Source organism: Secundilactobacillus similis DSM 23365 = JCM 2765 (genome assembly GCF_001311075.1).
In the GTDB taxonomy this organism is placed as follows: domain Bacteria; phylum Bacillota; class Bacilli; order Lactobacillales; family Lactobacillaceae; genus Secundilactobacillus; species Secundilactobacillus similis.
Map to the genome: position 1 here is coordinate 1 of NZ_BBAD01000061.1, position 20,933 is coordinate 20,933.

14 protein-coding genes, 1 other RNA gene and 8 pseudogenes are annotated in these 20,933 nt (G+C 47.1%); 3 read left to right on the forward strand and 20 right to left on the reverse strand.

The features are described 5' to 3' along the window. Positions 1–142 precede the first annotated feature (142 nt). From groL to JCM2765_RS12050, 3 genes and pseudogenes are all read right to left on the reverse strand, one after another. A complete protein-coding gene (gene groL, locus JCM2765_RS12040) occupies positions 143–1,765 on the reverse strand; it encodes a chaperonin GroEL (protein ID WP_054736960.1) in 1,623 nt (540 codons plus the stop codon). Between the two features lie 59 nt (positions 1,766–1,824). Continuing rightward, positions 1,825–2,150 (reverse strand): annotated as a pseudogene (gene groES / locus JCM2765_RS12045) (co-chaperone GroES). 204 nt (positions 2,151–2,354) lie between these two features. After that, on the reverse strand, positions 2,355–2,993 hold the full coding sequence (locus JCM2765_RS12050; protein WP_054736961.1) for a redox-sensing transcriptional repressor Rex: 639 nt from the start codon (positions 2,991–2,993) through the stop codon (positions 2,355–2,357). Positions 2,994–3,533: 540 nt separating this feature from the next. Between JCM2765_RS12050 and JCM2765_RS12055 the strand changes: the two are divergent. Continuing rightward, positions 3,534–5,500, forward strand: a pseudogene (locus tag JCM2765_RS12055) (ABC-F family ATP-binding cassette domain-containing protein). Positions 5,501–6,061: 561 nt separating this feature from the next. On the opposite strand, the pseudogene tsaD reads toward JCM2765_RS12055, so the two are convergent. From tsaD to tadA, 17 genes and pseudogenes are all read right to left on the reverse strand, one after another. Next, a pseudogene (gene tsaD, locus JCM2765_RS12060) lies at positions 6,062–7,083 on the reverse strand (tRNA (adenosine(37)-N6)-threonylcarbamoyltransferase complex transferase subunit TsaD). 31 nt (positions 7,084–7,114) lie between these two features. Beyond that, the gene (gene rimI / locus JCM2765_RS12065; protein WP_054736962.1) at positions 7,115–7,576 is read right to left on the reverse strand and encodes a ribosomal protein S18-alanine N-acetyltransferase; all 462 of its coding nucleotides are present in this window, start codon (positions 7,574–7,576) and stop codon (positions 7,115–7,117) included. Beyond that, positions 7,569–8,143 (reverse strand): annotated as a pseudogene (gene rimI / locus JCM2765_RS12070) (ribosomal protein S18-alanine N-acetyltransferase). Before rimI (JCM2765_RS12070) ends, rimI (JCM2765_RS12065) begins: the two are co-directional and overlap by 8 nt. Next, positions 8,127–8,848 (reverse strand): annotated as a pseudogene (tsaB, locus tag JCM2765_RS12075) (tRNA (adenosine(37)-N6)-threonylcarbamoyltransferase complex dimerization subunit type 1 TsaB). Before tsaB ends, rimI (JCM2765_RS12070) begins: the two co-directional pseudogenes overlap by 17 nt. Positions 8,849–8,913: 65 nt before the next feature. Further along, positions 8,914–9,696: an acyl-[acyl-carrier-protein] thioesterase gene (locus JCM2765_RS12080; protein WP_054736963.1), complete on the reverse strand. Its 783-nt coding sequence runs from the start codon at positions 9,694–9,696 to the stop codon at positions 8,914–8,916. Between the two features lie 10 nt (positions 9,697–9,706). Next, positions 9,707–10,594: a 16S rRNA (cytidine(1402)-2'-O)-methyltransferase gene (gene rsmI / locus JCM2765_RS12085; protein ID WP_054736964.1), complete on the reverse strand. Its 888-nt coding sequence runs from the start codon at positions 10,592–10,594 to the stop codon at positions 9,707–9,709. Positions 10,595–10,613: 19 nt separating this feature from the next. After that, positions 10,614–10,952 carry a DNA replication initiation control protein YabA gene (locus JCM2765_RS12090; protein ID WP_082405121.1) on the reverse strand — a complete coding sequence of 113 codons (339 nt, stop codon included), beginning with the start codon at positions 10,950–10,952 and terminating at the stop codon, positions 10,614–10,616. A gap of 169 nt (positions 10,953–11,121) precedes the next feature. Beyond that, positions 11,122–11,337, reverse strand: coding sequence for a hypothetical protein (locus JCM2765_RS18320; RefSeq protein ID WP_054736965.1), 216 nt, complete (start codon positions 11,335–11,337; stop codon positions 11,122–11,124). A gap of 20 nt (positions 11,338–11,357) precedes the next feature. After that, positions 11,358–12,152: a DNA polymerase III subunit delta' gene (gene holB, locus JCM2765_RS12100; protein ID WP_054736966.1), complete on the reverse strand. Its 795-nt coding sequence runs from the start codon at positions 12,150–12,152 to the stop codon at positions 11,358–11,360. 12 nt (positions 12,153–12,164) lie between these two features. Beyond that, complete coding sequence (gene darA, locus JCM2765_RS12105; RefSeq protein ID WP_054736967.1) at positions 12,165–12,494, reverse strand: cyclic di-AMP receptor DarA; 330 nt, start codon at positions 12,492–12,494, stop codon at positions 12,165–12,167. A 14-nt stretch (positions 12,495–12,508) separates the two neighbouring features. Then, the gene (gene tmk / locus JCM2765_RS12110; RefSeq protein WP_173585548.1) at positions 12,509–13,144 is read right to left on the reverse strand and encodes a dTMP kinase; all 636 of its coding nucleotides are present in this window, start codon (positions 13,142–13,144) and stop codon (positions 12,509–12,511) included. A gap of 146 nt (positions 13,145–13,290) precedes the next feature. Continuing rightward, complete coding sequence (locus tag JCM2765_RS12115; protein WP_439646172.1) at positions 13,291–13,536, reverse strand: YaaL family protein; 246 nt, start codon at positions 13,534–13,536, stop codon at positions 13,291–13,293. A gap of 15 nt (positions 13,537–13,551) precedes the next feature. Next, a complete protein-coding gene (recR, locus tag JCM2765_RS12120; RefSeq protein ID WP_054736969.1) occupies positions 13,552–14,151 on the reverse strand; it encodes a recombination mediator RecR in 600 nt (199 codons plus the stop codon). A 17-nt stretch (positions 14,152–14,168) separates the two neighbouring features. Beyond that, on the reverse strand, positions 14,169–14,483 hold the full coding sequence (locus JCM2765_RS12125; RefSeq protein WP_054736970.1) for a YbaB/EbfC family nucleoid-associated protein: 315 nt from the start codon (positions 14,481–14,483) through the stop codon (positions 14,169–14,171). Between the two features lie 26 nt (positions 14,484–14,509). Beyond that, positions 14,510–16,259, reverse strand: a pseudogene (gene dnaX, locus JCM2765_RS12130) (DNA polymerase III subunit gamma/tau). 256 nt (positions 16,260–16,515) lie between these two features. Further along, an RNA gene (gene ffs, locus JCM2765_RS16790) (signal recognition particle sRNA small type) lies at positions 16,516–16,602 on the reverse strand. A 133-nt stretch (positions 16,603–16,735) separates the two neighbouring features. Beyond that, positions 16,736–17,242, reverse strand: coding sequence for a tRNA adenosine(34) deaminase TadA (gene tadA, locus JCM2765_RS12135; RefSeq protein WP_054736971.1), 507 nt, complete (start codon positions 17,240–17,242; stop codon positions 16,736–16,738). Between the two features lie 332 nt (positions 17,243–17,574). On the opposite strand from tadA, the pseudogene nrdE reads away from it, so the two are divergent. After that, a pseudogene (gene nrdE, locus JCM2765_RS12140) lies at positions 17,575–19,741 on the forward strand (class 1b ribonucleoside-diphosphate reductase subunit alpha). A 42-nt stretch (positions 19,742–19,783) separates the two neighbouring features. Next, positions 19,784–20,739: pseudogene (nrdF, locus tag JCM2765_RS12145) on the forward strand (class 1b ribonucleoside-diphosphate reductase subunit beta). Positions 20,740–20,933 lie beyond the last annotated feature (194 nt).

Genomic DNA, 20,933 nt, shown 5'->3' on the forward strand with positions numbered 1-20,933 from the left:
TCTCCCGCGGCATCCTTTCACTATATAAAACCAGAATCACTGAATTTCACAAACTAAACATGCTTACGCTGGATACAAACATAAACAAAAAACCACCCCAACTTAATGAGGTGGTTCCTTAATTATCATAAGTTAAGTCGGCTTACATCATACCGCCCATGCCTGGTGCGGCTGGGGCAGCTGGCGCAGCGTCATCTTTTGGTTCGTCAGCAACAACGGCTTCAGTCGTTAATAACAAGGCTGAAACAGAGGCGGCGTTTTGAAGTGCTGAACGCGTTACCTTGGTTGGGTCAACGATTCCGGCATCAACCATGTCAACGTATTCGTTAGTTGCAGCGTTGTAACCCATGCCGGCATCCAACGTCTTCAAGTGTTCAACGATAACTGAACCTTCAAGACCAGCGTTTTCAGCGATTTGACGAACAGGTTCTTCCAAAGCACGACGAACGATGGCAACACCGGTTGCTTCATCGCCTTCTGCTTCGACCTTATCCACGTCACCAATGACGTTGATCAAGGCAGTCCCACCACCAGCAACGAAGCCTTCTTCAACGGCTGCACGAGTAGCGTTCAAGGCATCTTCGATCCGGTATTTACGTTCCTTCAATTCGGTTTCAGTTGCGGCACCAACACGGATAACAGCAACACCGCCGGCCATCTTAGCCAAACGTTCCTTTAGCTTGTCACGGTCGAATTCAGAAGTTGTGCCTTCGATTTGTGACTTGATTTCAGCAACCCGTTCTTCGATTTGTTCCTTAGAACCGGCACCTTCAACGATGGTCGTGTTGTCCTTGGTAACGTTAACCTTGTTAGCTTGACCAAGTTGTTCAAGGGTAGCGTCCTTCAAGTTCAAACCAAGGTCGTCGGTGATAACAGTCCCACCAGTTAAGACGGCAATATCTTGTAATTGCGCCTTACGACGGTCGCCAAAGCCTGGGGCCTTAACAGCAACAACGTTGAACGTCCCACGCATCTTGTTCAAAACAAGGGTTGGTAAAGCTTCACCAGTAATATCATCAGCGATGATCAAAAGTGAACGGCTTTGTTCAACAACACTTTGCAACAATGGCAAGATGTCTTGAATGTTGGCAATCTTCTTGTCAGTGATCAAAATGTAAGGGTTGTCGAGGTTGGCTTCCATCTTATCGTTATCGGTAACCATGTATTGTGACATGTAGCCGCGATCAAATTGCATCCCTTCAACAACGTCAAGACTCGTATCAACACCACGTGATTCTTCAATGGTGATGACCCCGTCGTTACCAACCTTTTCCATGGCGTCAGCGATCAATGAACCAACTTCTTGGTTAGCTGATGAAATGGAAGCGATTTGGGCGATATCGTCCTTAGTCGCAACCTTGTGGCTCATCTCATGTAAAGCCTTAACAGCAGCTTCAGTGGCTTTTTCGATCCCACGACGGATACCAACTGGGTTAGCACCGGCAGTAACGTTCTTCATGCCTTCGTTAACGATTGCTTGGGTCAAAACAGTGGCAGTCGTTGTCCCATCACCAGCGATATCGTTGGTCTTTGAAGCAACTTCGGCAACTAACTTAGCACCGAGGTTTTCAAAGTGATCAGACAATTCAATTGCCTTAGCAATCGTTACCCCATCGTTAGTGATGGTTGGGTTGCCGTATGATTGTTCCAAAACGACGTTACGACCCTTAGGACCAATGGTGGTCTTAACAGTGTCTGCTAATTTATCAACGCCACGTAACATTGCTGAACGTGCGTCTTCAGAAAACTTGAGTTCCTTAGCCATAATTTATCTTCACCTCATAAAATAGTTGTTAATTTAAGTTCAGCGTTTTAAATACTGGATTAGTCGACGACTGCGACAAGATCCTTTTCGTGAACGACCAAGTAAGTCGCGTCCGCGTACTTCACTTCAGTACCGGCGTATTTATCAAACAAGACAGTGTCGCCTTCTTTAACGATTGGCGCAACCTTTTCACCATTATCAACACGCGGCCTTCGCCAACGGCAATTACTTTAGCAGTTTGTGGCTTTTCTTGAGCATTGCTTGCAAGTACGATGCCGCCAACAGTCGTTTCTTCTTCTTCTTGTGCTTGTAAAATCACACGGTCTCCTAATGGTTTTAACACTTGAATCCCTCCAATAAATGTAAAGTTTAGCACTGTTAGCACTCACCTAACATAAGTGCTAATCACAAGTACTACTATAAAATTATTCGTTTTCAATTGCAAGTTATTTAACCAAGATATTCCCGAAAAATTCAATCGTTTTTTAACTCACCCTTGAGAATTAACGCTATCATGCCTTTTGAGCTGTTAAAAATGGCCACAAAAAAACTGACTAATTCCGGAAAATCCGTTATCAGTCAGTTCAGATTAAGCTTCTTCGTTATAGTGGTCTAAGAAGTAAATTAAAGTTTGTAATTCGTTCGTCAAGTCAACGTTTTGAACCCGGACATTGGTTGGTACTGAAACCCGAATTGGGGTAAAGTTCAAGATACCGCGAACACCACCCGCAATTGCTTCATCGGTTGCATCCTGTGCAACTTCAGCAGGCACCGTCAAAATAACGATTTTGATTTGTTGATCGTTCAATTGTTGCCGCAATTCGTCCATTGGATAAATTGGCACACCACTCTTAACGGTGTTGGCCAAATCATCACGAACATCAAACGCCGCGCTGATTCGCACGTTACTGTTTTGGTGGAAATTAAAGTTGAGCAACGCATTCCCTAAATTACCAACCCCGATTAAAGCTGCGTTAGTCAGCTTATCCTGGTTTAAAATCTTCTTGAAAAATTTAAGTAAACTATCAACGTCGTAGCCATAACCCCGTTTACCGAGGGCGCCGAAGTAGGAAAAATCGCGCCGGATCGTTGCCGAATCTACCTTAACGGCTTCGGAAAGTTCGGTCGAGGAAACCCGGGTCTTATCAGCATCCCGTAAGATGTTGAGGTACCGGTAATAGATTGGTAGCCGTTTGGCCGTCGCTTTTGGAATCTTTGTTTCAGTCAAGTTAAATATCCTCCTTGTGAATTTTGGTAACTAAAAATGATCTCAACTTCAATAATAGCTAACCCATTAAATGATTACTGCTTGTGAAATTATCATCCGAGTCAATTGTAGCATAATCACGAAGTTTGTGAAATGCTTTTCAATAAAAAACCGGCAACCTCCCCTTACCGACCATGGCAAAAGCGTGTTACTTCAATGATTTCACAAGGTTAATTTTTTATCAAGTTACCATAGATTGCCTTTAATTCAGCCAATTTCATCCAGTTATTGATAACTCATTGGGGACGTTGTGAAAATAATTAGTCTCATTATAGCACGTGATTGCCGGTTGCTTTTCTTAATTTACCATCAGAATGAGATGTTCGTGAAAGCGCATACTTAGATTGATGATGATCGTTACCCACTTATTTGCTTAACCTGATTCTAATTACGCAAGCCACTAGGCCATTTCCCATCCGTTCGGCCAACTTAAGCAAAAACCATGCTATAATTAGAAGATATCCTATATTGTGATTCATTCGAAAGGCAGGCTGATTCAACATGTTATTACAAGTCCAACAAGTGACACGGCGATTCGGTGCCGATACCCTTTTTTCTAATGTCAGCATGGACGTGCCCGAACACGGCCGCGTTGCGCTTGTTGGTCGAAACGGTGCCGGTAAATCGACGCTCATTCGCATGATTACTGAAGGCGAAACCCCAGACGAAGGTCAAATTATTTCTAAACGGGGCATCACGATCGGTTACTTAGCCCAAGATACCGGGCTTGATTCCAACCGCACGATTTGGGAAGAAATGGCCAGCGTCTTCAAGGCCCTTCAGGAACAAGAGGCTAAGTTGCACGAGCTGGAAGAACAGATGAGTGATCCCGACGTCATCAATGACGCTGAGCAATTTGCCCAAATTTCCGCAACCTACGATCAACTACAAACGAATTTTAAAAACCAAAACGGCTACGGCTACCGGGCTGAGATTCGGGGGGTCCTGCACGGTTTCGAATTTGACGAACCCGACTACGACCGCTCCATTACTGAACTATCTGGTGGTCAAAAGACCCAGTTAGCACTCGCCAAGCTATTGCTTGAAAAACGCGACCTTCTGGTACTGGACGAACCGACCAACCACTTGGACGTTGAAACGCTCACCTGGCTTGAAGGTTACATTCAAAGCTACAAAGGTGCCCTACTCATCGTCTCCCATGACCGGTACTTCCTCGACCGCATTGTGACAGAAGTCTACGATATGTCGATTGGCACGTTGACCCACTATCACGGCAACTATTCAAACTACGTTGACCAAAAGGCTGCGCGTCTACAACGGGAATGGAAAGAGTACGAAAAACAACAGGATAAGATCTCTAAACTCGAAGATTTCGTCAATAAAAACATCGTTCGAGCGTCCACCACTAAGCGGGCTCAAGCTCGGCGGAAGCAATTGGCAAAAATGGACCGCTTAGATCGACCAGAAACTGACGATAAAGTAGCCCACTTTGAATTTGTTCCGGACCGACAAAGCGGGAATATCGTGTTAACCGTTGATGATTTAGCAGTTGGCTATTCGCCCGATAACGTCTTGGCGGATCCCGTTAACCTCGATATTAACAAGCATCAAGCGATTGCCATCGTCGGCCCCAATGGCGTTGGTAAATCAACCTACTCAAAACAATTCTGGGTAAAATTCCGGCAATTCGGGGTAAGGTAACCTTTGGCACCGGCGTTGATACGGGTTACTACGACCAAGAACAACGTTCCCTTCACGATAAAAAAACCGTGTTAGACGAACTCTGGGATGATCACCCCACGACTCCCGAAGGCGATATTCGAACCATTTTAGGTAGTTTTCTCTTTACTGGCGAAGACGTTGATAAAATGGTCCACAGTTTAAGTGGTGGTGAAAAGGCCCGACTTTTGTTGACCAAGTTGGCTATGAATCACGACAACTTCTTGATTCTTGACGAACCGACCAACCACTTGGACATTGATAGTCGGCAGGTGTTGGAAAACACGCTAAACGATTTTGACGGCACGATCCTGTTCGTTTCCCATGACCGGTATTTTATTAACCAAGTCGCCACCTCCGTTGTGGAACTCTCTGCCAGTGGTTCTGAGCTTTACTTGGGTGATTATGATTACTACCTTGAGAAAAAAGAGGAACAAGAAGCCCTCGCCGCGAAAAAGTTAGCGGATGAATCACCTGATACCCCGGTGACCACGACGAAGACCGTTAGCCAAAGTAAGCAAAACTATCAACAATCAAAAGAATTACAAAAGCAGCAACGTAAACTATCCCGGGCCGTTGAATCGCTAGAGCAGCGTCTCACTGAACTCAGTGATGAACAAACCGAGTTAGAAACGCAAATGACTAAACCAGAAACATTCAACGATCCGCAAAAGATGAATACGCTCCAAAACCAATTAACTGCGGTAACTGCCGAGATTGAACAGGTGGAAACTGATTGGGAAGAGAACTCGATGGCGTTGGAAGAGTTGAATGAAAGTAACAAGTAATGGCGTTACGTTTTAAAATTAAAAAACCGGTGACTGTCTGAGTGGACGGTCATCGGTTTTTTGTTTACGGATAAAAAATTGATTGGCTGTGCTTAAGCTATTTGGGTTCAAGCCTGGTTAATGCGCTAGCTACTATGATTTAAAACCATTGTTTTCTTACACGTTAGCGTTCCTGGCAGCGTTGGTTTCGACGCGAGCGAATTGGTTATGTGACAAAAATCGGTTACTAAAATTGAATTGTTTCCGTTAGTGCTTTCCGGCATCCGCGCCGAAATGCGTGAGGAGCAGCAGACCGTTATGTATAAAGTAGCCCCAGTAAGACTATCGTTGTTGCCTTATGTGTCGAGCCTCTGGCACCGTTGGTTTCGGCGCGAGTTAATTATTCATATGGCTAAAATCGTTTACTACACTTGAATTATCTCTATAGTACGTTCTGGCATCTGCGCCGAAATGCGCGAAACAAGGCAAAAGGTTGCATATAAGGCGTCCCCAACAAGCTTACCCAAAAACCGGGCAAACTTGTTGGGGACGCCTTATACTCCACCTTATAACCGCCTTGTTTCACGCTCTATACGCAAACGACAACCCCGGCTCCGCATTCAACGTTGCGTCGCCGAATTGTTGTTGCTGGTATGACACATAGGCTGCGGCACCGATCATTGCCGCGTTATCGCCACATAATTTGATTGGCGCTTTAACGAGTTCAACGTTCTTGAACGCTGCAAGTTCCGTTGTTAAGCGATCTCTCAACCCTTGGTTTGCCGCTACCCCACCCGCTAGAATCAGCTGGTGAACATCCGGAAAAGCCTGCAATGCCCGAACCGTCTTGTCAGCAAGCACGTCAACCACCGCTTGTTGGAAGCTGGCAGCTAAGTTGTTGCGATCCAACGTTTCGTGAATTTGATCCGCGTGGTGAACCGTGTTGATGAAGGCGCTCTTCAAGCCACTGAAGCTAAAATCAAAGCTGTCATCGTGGTCCATTGCCCGTGGAAAATCAAACGTATCTTCTCCCAGATGCGCTAATCGGTCAACCTCTTTACCGGCCGGATAGTTGATACCTAACACGCGACCGATTTTATCGTAGGCTTCACCCGCTGCATCATCACGCGTTTCACCGATAATTTCAAACTTACCGGGCTCCGCAAGATAAACGAGTTCGGTGTGCCCGCCTGATACCAAGAGGGCCAACGCTGGAAATTCGATTGGCTTCACATACCGAGCCGCGTAAATGTGCCCTGCCATGTGATTGACCGGAATCAATGGTAAGTTGTGGGCAAACGCCACGGTCTTCGCCGCCGTTACCCCAATCAACAACGCGCCAACCAATCCTGGACCGTAAGTCACTGCAACCGCTGATAACTCATCGTACGTTACCTGGCTTCAGCCAGTGCCATTGAGATACATTCCGTAATCTGTTCAATATGGTGGCGACTGGCCACTTCCGGAACAACGCCACCAAATCGTTGATGACTTTTAATTTGGGTCGCAACAATGTTTGATAAAATTGTCTCCCCGTTTTCAATCACTGCAACACTGGTTTCATCACAGCTTGACTCAAAGGCCAAAATCAAGTTCCGTTCCACTTAGCTGATACTCCCTTCACTCATTTACCGGTTAAACCGTTAATTTCATTAAAATTGCGTCTTCATTTGGATGCTGATAATAAGCTGGTCTCGTCCCAATCACCTGAAAGCCCAATCGCTGATACAACCGCTGCGCTGGCAGGTTCGATTGCCGAACTTCTAAAAATACCATCGTCCCAGCGTCAAGATTGGCGAGTAGGGTTTCAAATAACCGGATGGCCAATCCCTGTCGCTGATACGTTGGATGAACCGCAATCCCCGTCACATCCACTTGATCAAGCACCTGAATGACGCCTAGATAGCCGACGACTTGTCCATCAACCGTTAGCACGACGTATCGCCGGTGAGCCGCCTGTAAATCGCGTTCAAAGCTCGCTAACGGCCACGCCTCACCAGTTGGATAGGCAGCTTGGGCAGTTGTCCAAAACGCTTGCGCGAGGTCCCGCTCAAGCGCAATCGGTGCCGCAACGAGTTCAACGATTGGTTCAATCATCAGCGTCACTCAACGTCAACACCATATCCACGGCATCCTCATGGTCACCAAAGTAGTACCCTTTTTTGATACCCGCTTTCGTAAACCCGAGATCCTGATACAAAGCTTGCGCCCGAACATTACTCCGACGAACTTCCAGCGATAGTTGGTTTAAGCCCAAATGTTGGGCTTTTTGATCATGATTTGAATCAAAAAATGCCCCAGGCCACGACTTTGATAATCGGGAACGACCGCAATGTTGGTAATATGGGCATCACTTTTCACTTCGTTAAACGTGCACCCAATAAAGGCCAATAACCGATCATGTCGTCTCATGACTAAATATAAGCGGTCCGTTTCGCGACGAAGTTCACTCGCAAATGCCGCCGAATCCCACGGCGTTTTGCCGCCATAAACTGCCCGTTCAATGCCGAGCATCTCCGGAATATCGGTAAATTGAGCCTTGGCGAGAAAATAGTCCACGTCTTGAATCTGAACCTCGTGGTTTTTAATGTCCAAAACATCTTGGTATTTCGCTTCTTGCACCTGAAAAATTTGGCGGTACCAGTTTTTAAACTTTTTCAACATAGTCGTTATGATCCTCTTCTGGGTGTTGCTTTTGCCAATCCGCTTCTGCTTTGGTCAATCGTAGATAGCGTGGTACAAAGGCGTCCACGTCCGTTACTGGCGGTAAAGCTTGGCCAAGTCGACCAACCTGAGCGGCGCTGGTTAAGCTCCAAACGGCAGGCAACGCAACGAAATGGTCACCCAACTGTTGTACCAATCGGTCTTGGAAGTTATCAAGATCGCCTAAAACAACCACCTTTTCATCCAACGCCACTAATTTTTGCAGTAGGTCTTCAAACGCGATGTGTTGATCAGCGATGACCGCAACGGGCTGTTGATCAACGATGCGATAAACACCCGCAAAACGTTATCGTTACGACCATCAAACAAAACCGTCACTAATTGCTGATCCGTGGTGACATTGGCGGCAATCGCGGCCAAACTTGAGACCCCAACTAATTCGATATTTAAGGTTGAAGCTAACGTTTTCGCGGTTGTGACACCAATCCGAAGTCCCGTGTAAGACCCAGGGCCATCGGCGACAACGACCCGTGTCAAATCCCGTGGTGTCAGTTTTGCCGTGTGCATCAATTCTTCAATGATCGGTAGTAACTGCGCCGCGTGTTTTTGATTCACCGTTACCGTCGTGGTGGCCAAAACCTGATCATCCGCCATGACCGCCACACTTAACGGCCGATTTGACGTGTCTAATGCCAGTACATTCATTTCTCGATAGTCCCCTTCGTTCATTCGCCTGTTTTGACCACTCAATGTCAGCTGAGTAGTCCTTTTTAATCAGTCTGAGGTTCAGTCGCCGTTTGTTTCGGTACCCAACGACACTCTGCTTCAGTCGCAACTTCACCATCCGCCATCGTGATACGGTGCTTAGTCGTGATCGACGAGGTCACATCAGTTACTAAGGCCGCCTCACTCGTTACGGTATGGTGATACTGAACTTCGTTTTCAAACCGAATATTGAGTGACACCAAGTCGTGCCGGGTTAAAAAGCTCATTGGCAACGCATCGAGTAACCAGTCAAAGTAGCGTGAGTTGTTCACGTGACCGTTACCGTCGATGTCAAAATACCGAACACCATACTGCTTCGTCATCACTTGATCCGCATCCGTTAACCGTTTTGGTCGACCCAAACGGGGAATCATTTTAACCTGTTCTGATTCAAATGGTTTAATGATGGCTTCCGGAATCGTCACAATTTTTCGACTTTCGTAGTTCATCGTGACCCAGATACTTTCGACGTGCACGCATTCGTTACCGGCCTCGTCATGTACCCAAAATTCACGGAAAGCAAAGTAGCGGTTATAACAAGTTGCGCGCGTTGTCAACGTAATGGTTTCGTTAACTTGTGGCATTCTTGTAATGTCGATTTTGTACTGCGTCACAACCCAGCCAATGCCAAGTTGGCTGACGACGTCACTGCCGACGCCAAGTGAGGTGGTTTGATCCTCCGACGCTAAAATGATCATGTTGATCAACATTGATGGCGTTACCGTGTTGGTAACATCCGTTTCGTAAAAGGTAATTTGGTGTGTTTCGTTAAACGTGTTCGCGCCCATTCGTCTTCCTCTAATTCTTTTCGATATGGTGATAGATCTGATAAACTTCTTGTTTCTTCAGCTGCCGTAAATGGGCAACGTTTTTAATGGCTTCGTTTGTTTTTTGGCCCTGATCAATTAATTGATCGACGTGTTCTTCAATGGTGAGTTGACTAAAGTCTGGTGCTTCTTCATCCACACCCGGATTAGCATTGCCGCTCACGATAATCACAAATTCACCGCGAACCTGGTCAGATGATTTGGCCCACGCTAAGAGTTCATCGAGACTACCACGAATAAACTCTTCGTGGCGCTTCGTCAATTCACGACAAAGTGACGCCTGCCGAGATCCACCGAGGCCATCAACTAATCCGGTCAACGTTTTAGCCAACCGGTGTGGTGCTTCATAGAAAATCAAACTCTCTGGCCGATTGACCAGTTTGGCTAACGTTTCACGTTGCAACTTTGGTTTCCGATCTAAGAAGCCAAAGAAGTAGAATGGCTGTGGTGAAACACCCGAAGCAATCAACGCCGTCAACGCAGCGTTAGCACCCGGTAATGGCACCACCGGAATTTCAGCCGCAATACAAGCCACCACTAATTCATGGCCTGGATCACTGATCGATGGCATCCCAGCATCGCTCACCTGAGCCACGCTTTCACCAGCTGTCAGTCGGGCAACCAGTTGCGGGATTCGTTCCTGCGTATTATGTTCATGAAAACTAATTTGAGGGGTCTCGATTTCAAAATGGTTCAGTAACTTTTGCGTATTACGGGTATCTTCAGCCGCAATAACGTCAACCTCTTTTAACGTTTCAACACTTCGATACGTCATATCACCCAAGTTGCCAATTGGGGTCGGCACCAGATACAAGGTCCCGGTTGTTTGTTGCGGTGAGAAACTTAATTGTGATTGCACACTAAAACTCCTTTATCTACTACCGTTTGCCATAGAGGACACTGAGACAAAACGCACATTCTTCTTCATCTTTACGACGTTCGCCATAAAAATCATTACAGATGTGAAACCCTTGATCATACAGCATTACCAAGTTCTGCAGGCCCTTTGATAACTGGGGCTCTTGGTTTCCCGGTGTAATTGCCTGATCATGTTCACGCTTGACTAGTTCACGCAAATGCTGATTTTCAATGGTTAACTCTGCATTTTGCTCCAACGTTGCCGTCACTTCTTCTTGAACCTGCTCAAACTGAGTAATCAGCTGATCCATGTTCAGTTGAAGTGCCTTTAGATCTTCATAAACGTCTGGTTTTTTCACGTGCGCACCCCTCTTTTTGAAAATGGCAACCGATTATGTACGTGACGTCGGCTTGCCGTTGTCACTGATCAGTCCATCTCTGGATAACTGTTTTATTTCTAATTACTTTCATTGTAACCACGTTTACCAAAGTCGTATACCCCTAAGTGCGAGGTCCGACAAGAAACCGCTACGATTTCGCCAACAAATTCAAGCTATTTAACGTCAACGTTTCCAAAATCGTCTGGAAATTGAGGTTCCCGGCCAGGGCCTTTTTGGTTGCCAACGCCGCCGTCAAAATGGCGAGTAGGTTCTTTTGAGTTAGCGATTGGGCCACCGTAGTCATGGTCGCGGTCAACTCTGGAAACGCTGGTGTTTCGGTTGCCGTTTGGTACTTGAGCCGCAACGTGGTTTGCCAAAGGACGATCAGGCATCCAAGACTACCGACTGCCGGTTACGATCCGTTGCCAACGGGACTAAGCCCGTTTGAACCGTCACAAACGCCATGGGGTCCTGTTTAGCCAGTTGACCATACCACCGAGCGAGTTCATGCTGTAAATCCCCCACCCAGTTATCCGCGACCAACGCCATCGCGTCCGTTTCACTATTGGTCAACGCACTCACGAGTCCAATTTGGTTTTCGGAAACCTGTTGTTGCCGCAACGTTTGGGCAAAAACCGGCGTTGGAATCGCTGAAAACTCCACAACCTGCGCACGAGATTGAATCGTTGGTAAGATCAAACTCTTGTTAGTGGTCAGTAAAAAGATGACCCGGTTGTCAACGGGTTCCTCAATGAATTTTAGCAAGCCGTTTGCTGCACTCGTCGTCAACGTTTCGGTGCCTTCGATAATGAACACCTTCATTGCGCCTTCAACCGGGCTTTTGGCGAACTCATCTTTGATATAGCGGACCTGATCGACCTTAATGCGTTGCCCATCGGGTTGCACCATCACGACGTCGGGATGGTCACCTGATAGAATTCGGTGACACTCCGCACACGTCCCACATGGTTCACCCGTTTCAGTCGGGTGTTCGCAAAAAAGCCGCATGGCGACCATCTGCGCAACGGCCCGTTTACCGCAGCCCGTTTGCCCCGCTAGCAGGTACGCATGACTCAACCGCTGAGTGGCCACAAGCCTCATAAAGTGCGCTGCCAACACGGGTTGTTTTTGCGTTGCTTCTTGTACCGTATTCAACTGACTGTCTACTTCTACCGTCACAAGGGCCTCCTACTAAAATTGATGAAACTGTTCGATTGGGAGTACGAACACCGTTGCCCCACCAACCTGAACTTCAACCGGGTAGCCAGAGGTGCTATCCATCTGAGCATCCAAATTCACGGGCGGCGTCATAAATTGCTGACGGGTGCGCGACGTTTCGTGGATCAAATCCAGGACTTCTTGTACCCGTTCATCTTCGATTCCAATCATATACGTGGTATTACCGGACTTTAAGAAACCACCGGTTGTTGACAACCGGGTCACCTGAATCTCGGCTTTGATGAAAGCGGTCCGTAACCGGTTAGCATCCTTATCTTGAACAATTGCGATGATCATTTTCATCCGTTATTCCCCCTCTATGCCTGAGTGATTGCCCGGCGAACAAGCTGATCAGCTTCCGCAATCACCGTCGCTAATGGCTGTGTGGCATCAATGGTCCTAATTCGTTCTGGATTGGCCTGCGCTAATCTCAAGTACGATGCCCGAACGCGCTGGTGAAAACTTAACGCTTCTGCATCTAACCGGTCAACCGCTTTTTCTCTCGTGCGCGTTCGAGCCAAGCCAACTTCAGATGGTACATCAAAGTATAACGTCAAATCAGGCGTCAGCCCATCCGTTGCAAATTGGTTCATCTCATAAACGGCATCTTCACCGATTTCTCGACCAGCGCCCTGATAGGCCACTGAACTATCAACGAACCGGTCACACAACACCACCTGATTAGCAGCCAACGCTGGTGCAATCGTTTCGTTAATGTGCTGACGTCTTGCCGCTGCGTAAAGCAACGCCTCTGTCCGGACGTCCATTTCAGTATTCTTAGGATCCAAGATAATGTGGCGGATGGCTTCAGAAATCTGATTACCACCCGGTTCACGAGTCACGACCAGCCGTGAACCGTAGTCTTGTGTTAACTGTTTTACAATTGCCGATAAAACGGTTGTTTTTCCGGCACCATCTGGTCCTTCAAAGGTAATCAATAAACCTGCCACGATGCTGACCCACCCTTACTTAATCAATTAATTTTTGTTAGTTTATCATAAAAAAACGATTTTGAACCAGTTGACCAGGCCCAAAATCGTCTAGAAGACGTCGCCAGTTCCTGACCATTAAAACTTTGGGTCAAGGAACCGAATCCGTCTCAATTAGAAGTCAAACACTGACGCTTGGATGTGATGGCCGTGGACCTGTCGTAACCGGGCTTCTCGGTATAAAAACAGGTATTTTTGCCGAGCCAACTTGCTTGCGATGTGATCTCTTCGTCCACATCGGCCACCGCCAATTCAGTTTGCTTCGCATGGTCCCACTCTTCTTTGACCCGTTCGATGGTTTCTAACAGCCGGTCATCATATTCTCGTCGTAATTTTTGTTGCTTTGCGCCAAACACGCGATCACTTCCTGACTACATTTCAGTTCGGCCTTCAACGGCTTTAAACAACGTCATTTCATCTGCATACTCAATATCGGTACCTACGGATAACCCGTGTGCCAACCGCGTCACTTTGATGCCAGCTGGTTTGATCAATCGTGATAAATACATCGCGGTTGCTTCACCCTCCGGCGTTGCGTTCGTGGCAACGATAATTTCCTTCACGGCCTCATTACTTTGAAGTCGCTTCAGCAAACTGGCAATGTTGAGGTTTTCTGGCCCCTTGCCCTCGATTGGCGAGAGCACGCCATTTAACACGTGGTATAACCCATGGTACTCCTTCATTTTTTCCATAATCATGATGTCTTTGGCCTGTTCGACCACCAGAATCTGACTTTGGTCACGGGTCTTATCCCGACAAATATCGCAGGGATCGCCCTCCGTTAAATTACCACAGATCGAGCAAAAATGCAGGTCCCGCTTTGCCGAAATCAGTGACTTAGCAAACCGGGTCACATCATCGTTGTTCATATCAATGGTGTAAAAAGCCAACCGGGTCGCGGTCTTCTGGCCGATTCCCGGCAATTTCATGTAACTATCAATTAATTGTGCAATTGGTTCCGGATACTGCATAGGTAACCTCGCTTTGTCTACATCCCAGATAACTTGTTGGTGTACTTACCCAACGTTTGTTGACCTTCTTCATCGATCTTAGTAAGGGCATCGTTAACCGCCGCTAATACTAAATCGCTTAACATATCTGGATCATCAGGATCAATAGCTTGTGGATCAATGGTCATGTCCGTCATCTGCCGTTTGCCCGAAAAAGTCACTTTGACCAGTTCATCAGGCGAAACGCCATCAAATGACTTGGCTTCCATGACCTTTTGTTCTTCAGCCATTTGCTTTTCCATTTTCTTCATTTGTTTCATCATGTTACCCATATTACCCATACCACGCATCATATTAATAACCACCTTTAATTATTTAATTAGTCTTGTTTAACTTCAACAACGTCACCAAACAACGCTTTCGCTTGTTCGACAACCGGTGCTGGTTGTGACTCATTGGCTGGCGTTTGCGCATCAGTTGACGCCTCACCTGATAACTGTTGATCCGTTTCAGGCGTCTCACCCGTCGATTGCCCGGTCAGCTTATGCTGCTGAATGAAGGTCTTACGAATCTGAGGCCACTCATCGATCGGCACAAAGACCAACTTAGGTGATTTATGCGTCAGTCGATCCAACCCATTTTCAAGCGCATCCGTTAACTCACGGTCAGTATGTTGCAGCAGAAAATCAAAGTCAAAGGCAATAATTGCGCCTTCCTGACTCGCTGCAACCGGTTTTGACGCGTGCATCACGGCCCGTTGTGCCACCGTTAAGAAGCTCATTAACTCTGGCCAAACTTCTTGTAACGCCGACAGGTCTTGTCGCGTTGCCGTTTCAAGTACTGGATAAACCTGTCCTAGATTAACCTTACGATTGATTTTAGTCGCTGGTTTAGGCGCTACTGGCTTCGTTGCTGTTGGTGCGGCCTGAACCCCCGCTGTTTGAAGTTGATCCACCGTCTGTTTTAGCGTCTGAACTTCCGCTTTCAGTTGATCAAGCTCTGCTGAATTAGCTGGAGCCGCTGCCGTTGTTGCCGGTGCAGCCGTTTGTTGTAGGCCCGCCAACTTAACCGTTAACACTTCTAGATAAACGTCTTCATGGGTCGTAAACCGCATTTGTTGCTGGATATCATTTAACGCATCGATAATTGCGTACAGTTGCTGAGGCGTGATTGCTTCTGCTAACGCTTTGAACTGATCATCAACTTGATCGAGTTCAATTTGGGCCACCAACTCTGGTGACTGCTGATACAGTAACAGATCACGAGTGAGGTTCACGAGATCCTCGGTAAACCGTTCCGGATCCTTGCCATCCGCTAATATCTCTTGAACCGTCACTAACGCCTGTTGCGTCTCGTTATGCATCACCGCAGTTAAATAATCCACGAGTAATTGCTTACGTACGGCGCCGGTAACCAGTAACGCGTTTTCCAAAGTGACCGAGTCATCACCAAACGAAATGACTTGATCCAAGATGCTCAACGCATCCCGCATCCCGCCTTCAGAAGCCTTCGCAATCACTTTAAGGGCTTCTTCATCGTAATCAACCTGTTTTTCATTGAGGATGTACGTCATCCGCGACAAACTATCCTTGGCCTGAATCTGTTTAAAATCAAAGCGCTGGGTCCGCGAGATAATCGTTGCCGGAATCTTATGGGGTTCCGTTGTCGCGAGAATGAAGATCACGTTTGCTGGCGGTTCCTCCAACGTTTTTAACAGTGCGTTGAAGGCACCAGTCGACAGCATGTGACTTCGTCAATAATGTAGACTTTGTATTCCGCCTCGGTTGGCGCGTATTTGACCTTATCGCGAATGTCACGAATCTCTTCGACCCCGTTGTTCGAAGCGGCATCGATTTCGATCACATCGTTTAACGTGCCTTCGTGATTGCCTTACAGGTCTCACACTCGTTGCAGGGTTCCCCGTCTTTTTGAAACTGACAGTTGACCGCCTTTGCAAACACCTTCGCAGCGGACGTTTTCCCGGTGCCTCGTGGTCCCGCAAACAAATACGCATGGCTGATTTGCTTCGTTTTAATGGCGTTCTTCAGGGTTTGCGTAATCAGCGATTGACCGATCATTTCATCAAACCGTTGAGGCCGCCATACCCGGTACAGGGCTTGGTAACTCATCACACATTCCTCTATTCTTTATGCCAATTTTACGATCTATATACAACCTATCATTATATAGTCTTTTGGGTTTAAATACCACTGTGAACGTACAGTCAAATGATGAATATCGCCTGGTCTCCGTGCCCCACTGATCCCAGCAAGTTTTGGCGACCCACAGCACCACATTTCGCCCAACAAAACAAAAAACGAACGTCCAATAACTGAACATTCGTTTCCACTTTTAATCGGGAATCACATTCCCGTTCATCATCATATCAACTTGAAGCACAAAGCAACGCAAACTTAGTGCTGCTTCCTTCCGGACCTGACACGATTCGTAAGGCTACCCTTGCTTCAAGGCCTTGCGGCAACTACTAGTTTATCACGTCCATCAATGAATAGCTAGGCTAAATTCTAGATTCTTACTGATTGCCAACAACTAACGACGCTCGAGACATTCGTTCCACGATACTTAGTAGGTCACGATTTCGACTCTAAGCTTGGTTACCATTGGCCAACGCCTTGCGCTGCCGTTTACGTTCCTTGTTCCGTTTCCGGGCAGCCTTAAAGAACGTCTTCAATAATGTACCGGCCTCATCAGCGCAAACGCCCTCCGTCACATCGACTTGGTGGTTTAGCCGCTGATCATTTAAAAGTTCGTATAAACTCGCAACGCCACCGGCCTTCGGGTCTCGCGCACCGTAAATGACGCGATCCAACCGTGCGTTGATAATTGCCCCACTGCACATGACGCAAGGCTCGAGGGTCACGTACAGGTCACACCCGGTCAGGCGCCAGCTTTTTAAATACTGATTGGCTTCTTCGATCGCCAGCAATTCTGCGTGCAACGCCGCTTCTTGACTATGTTCTCGCAAATTGTGTCCACGACCAATGATCTGACCATCGTGAACCACCACTGCTCCAATCGGCACTTCACCGATCAACGCCGCCTTTTTCGCTTCTGCGAGTGCTTCGCGCATAAACTTCGTTTGTTCATCCATTACTGTGTGTCACTCCTTATTTCACTCACTTCAATTGCCCGTTAACCATCCAAAGTGTGCCCTATTTAGTCAAATCCGTTATAATTAATCTCAAGGCTTTAGTTTAGCATAAAAAACCGGCACCACCGGTTGAAATTTACCCCCATGGGTGTAAAATTTATGTATTAATACAAGTATTTAACTTGGTGACTTCCTGCTGATTAAACGGCACGTGGTTTGCTAAACCATGCTCCCAGTTAATTGATAACAACAAGGAAGTGGTGACAACTCGTTTAGCGAATGCGCCACTTTTTTCGACGCCCCTCCCAATCAATAGAAAAGAGTGCGTTCACATGACCTTACTGGATCTTAAAAACACCACGTATTTTGATCTCAACCGCGATTTAAACATTCCGTTAGATGATCAGATCAATTTACCAACCGATCGAGATGCGCTCAACGCGTTTCTTGAGCAAAACGTTGCCCCCAATACGATGACCTTTGCATCGCTGCGCAACCGGTTTAATTATTTAATTGACAACGACTATCTCGATGCTGACTGTATTAATCAATACGATTTTGCGTTCATCACCTCACTCTATGATTACCTCAATTCCCAATCGTATCACTTTCAAAGTTTCATGGCCGCCTACACCTTTTATACGAACTTTGCGTTAAAGACGCGGGATGGTCAACAGTATTTGGAAACGCCCATTGACCACCTGCCTTAGTTGCGTTAGCCGGGGCAAATGGTGATGAACACCTTGCCATGGACTGTGCGGATGAACTCTTGCACCGTCGATTCCAGCCAGCCGCAACACCGTTTAAAAATGCCGGTCGTCACGATAAGGGCACCCTATTAAGCGGTTTCACCCTTCAAATTGCCAACGACCTCAACAGTATCGGACGTGCATTGAATACCACTTTACAACTCTCAGAACTTGGGGGCGATGTCAGCTTTAATCTAACCAATATCAGTTCCTCAAAAGAAGCGACCAGTACCTCCGGCGGTATCGTCGGCATCATGCAATTGATTGAAGCAGTCTGAACTACCCAAGACCAACGGGGGACACTGCCGGCGTCGCCTATTTAAACGTTTTTCATCCCGATATTTTAACGTTTCTGGCGACTAAACAAGATACCGCCGATACTCAGGCCCGGCTAAAATCACTCGCAATCGGCATCATCGTTCCCGACTTGTTCTATGAACTGTGTCGCGCTGACATGACAATGTACTGTTTTAGCCCGGCCGACGTCGCTCGCGAGTACGGCGTGCCATTCTCAGAGATTAACCTGTCTGATGAGTACGATGCGCTGGTTCAAAATCCACAGATTCAAAAATGGCCACTTCAATCGCGAGATCTGGAAAGTAAAATCAGCCAGTGCCAACAAGAGTCTGGCATGCCCTACATCGTTAATATCGATACAGCGAATAAAGCCAATCCCATTGACGGTCAAATCCTACTGAGCGATCTCGGAACTAGTAGTTTTCAAATTCAGGCAACCCCTGAATTAACCGCTAACCAAGACTACCTCAATCTCGGTCGTGACAACGCAACAAGCCGAGCTGCCACCAACGTTGGTGCCCTAATGGCGAGTCCCGACTTTGGTCATTCCGTTGAAACCATGGTTCGGGCAATGACTAACGTTAGTGATCAAGCCGCATTAGCCGCGATCCCCACCGTCGCCGCGGGTAATCAAGCGACGCACACCCTTGGGCTTAGCGCAATGGGGCTTCACAGTTACTTTGCCAGCCAGCACCTCCAATATGGCGCACCTGAGACCCTTGAATTTACGAATCTTTACTTTATGCTCCTCAACTATTGGACGCTCATGGCTTCTACTAAGCTGGCTCACGACCGTCACCAAACTTTTACCGGTTTCGAGAACAGCGACTACGCTTCCGGCGTTTACTTTGAACGCTATCTTGATCCCAAGGCCCCCTGCCAGCCACAATCAAACACCGTTAAACAGCTGTTTAAGCACATTACGCTACCGACCATTGCGGATTGGCAAGCCCTTCAACAACGTGTCATGCAAGACGGCCTCTACCATCAAAATCGATTAGCCGTTACAGCTGATACAACCACGGCCATTATGAACGATACAACGGTTGCCCTCTCGCCAATCGCGAACCGGGTCACGGCCTATCAGCTCCCCGCTGTCGGCAAGCTGTACTATCCGGCACCAGGACTATCTAACGATACGTTGCCCTACTACGTTGCTGCTTATGACACGGACATGCGCCAAGTGATTCAAATCTATGCGGCCGCGCAGGCCCACGTTGATCAAGGTCTGGCACTGCCACTTCGACTTCGCGCAACCTGTTCGCCTGAGCTTTACGACTGGAAGCGTGGTCACTCCGACCAACTCTCGACTCGCGACCTCAGTATTTTACGACACTACGCCCACAAAGCTGGCCTCAAGTCCCTTTACGGGGTCCAAATTTTAACCGAAACCGATGGTGAATTTGGCGCTAATCAATGTACCAGTTGCCTTATGGTCCCTGATGAACATTAGCGAGATCGACGTTGGATTCGTCTCAAAGGAGCTTAAGAACCAATGACAGACACTTATAAAGCAATTAATTGGACAAAGGTTGACGATGTTATCGATCGCGCTGCCTGGGAAAAGTTAACCGAACAATTTTGGTTAGACACCCAGATTCCCGTCGACAAAGACCTTGATGATTGGCGCACACTGGACGATACTCACCGTTGGGTCATCAGCCATATTTTTGGTGGGCTCAACCTGCTTGATACGCTACAGTCTCAAGATGGCATGGCCGCAATTCGTCAAGACGCTAAAACGCCACACGAAATTGCGGTTCTCAACAACATTCAGTTTATGGAATCCATTCACGCAAAAAGCTATTCCACGATTTTTTCAACTTTAAATTCCCCGGAAGAAACGCAGGCCATCTTTGATTGGAGTGATTCAGAAAACCTACTTCAAACCAAAGCGATTCGCATTCGCGATCTCTATCACGATGACGATGCGCCCCTCAAGAAAAAGATTGCCAACGTTTTTTTGGAAACCTTCCTTTTCTATTCGGACTTCTACACACCGCTATACTACCTTGGCCATAACAAACTGACCCACGTTGGCGAAATGGTCAAGCTGATTCTCCGGGACGAATCGGTTCACGGCACTTACATCGGTTACAAATTCCAAGTTGCGTTTAACCAACTGACTGATATTGAGCGTCAATCGTTGAAGGATTGGATGTACACCTTTTTATATGAACTATACGAAAATGAAGAACAGTACAGTCATCTGGTGTACGATCAAGTCGGTTGGACCTCTGACGTCCTGACCTTTATCCGCTACAACGCCAATAAAGCCTCATGAACCTCGGACAAGATCCGTTGTTTCCAGATACCGCCGATGACGTCAACACCGACGTCATGGCCGGTATTTCAACCTCAACGGCCAACCACGACTTCTTCTCGCAAACGGGCAACGGCTATTTGTTGGGGAAACTTGAACCAATGCTTGATAGTGATTATGATATTTAAAAACAGATACTAACTCACCGTGAGTTGGTATCTGTTTTTTTGCTTACTTTTGCTTACTTTTGCTTACTTTTGCTTACGCTTGTGTCCAGCGTAAGCATTCTGCTGTTCAGTTTGTGAAGTGCGGTGATTTGCTTGAACTGTCGATTCCGGTAAGCGGCTAGGTTCCTGCTGTGGGGCCGGCCTGAGCCAAAGGA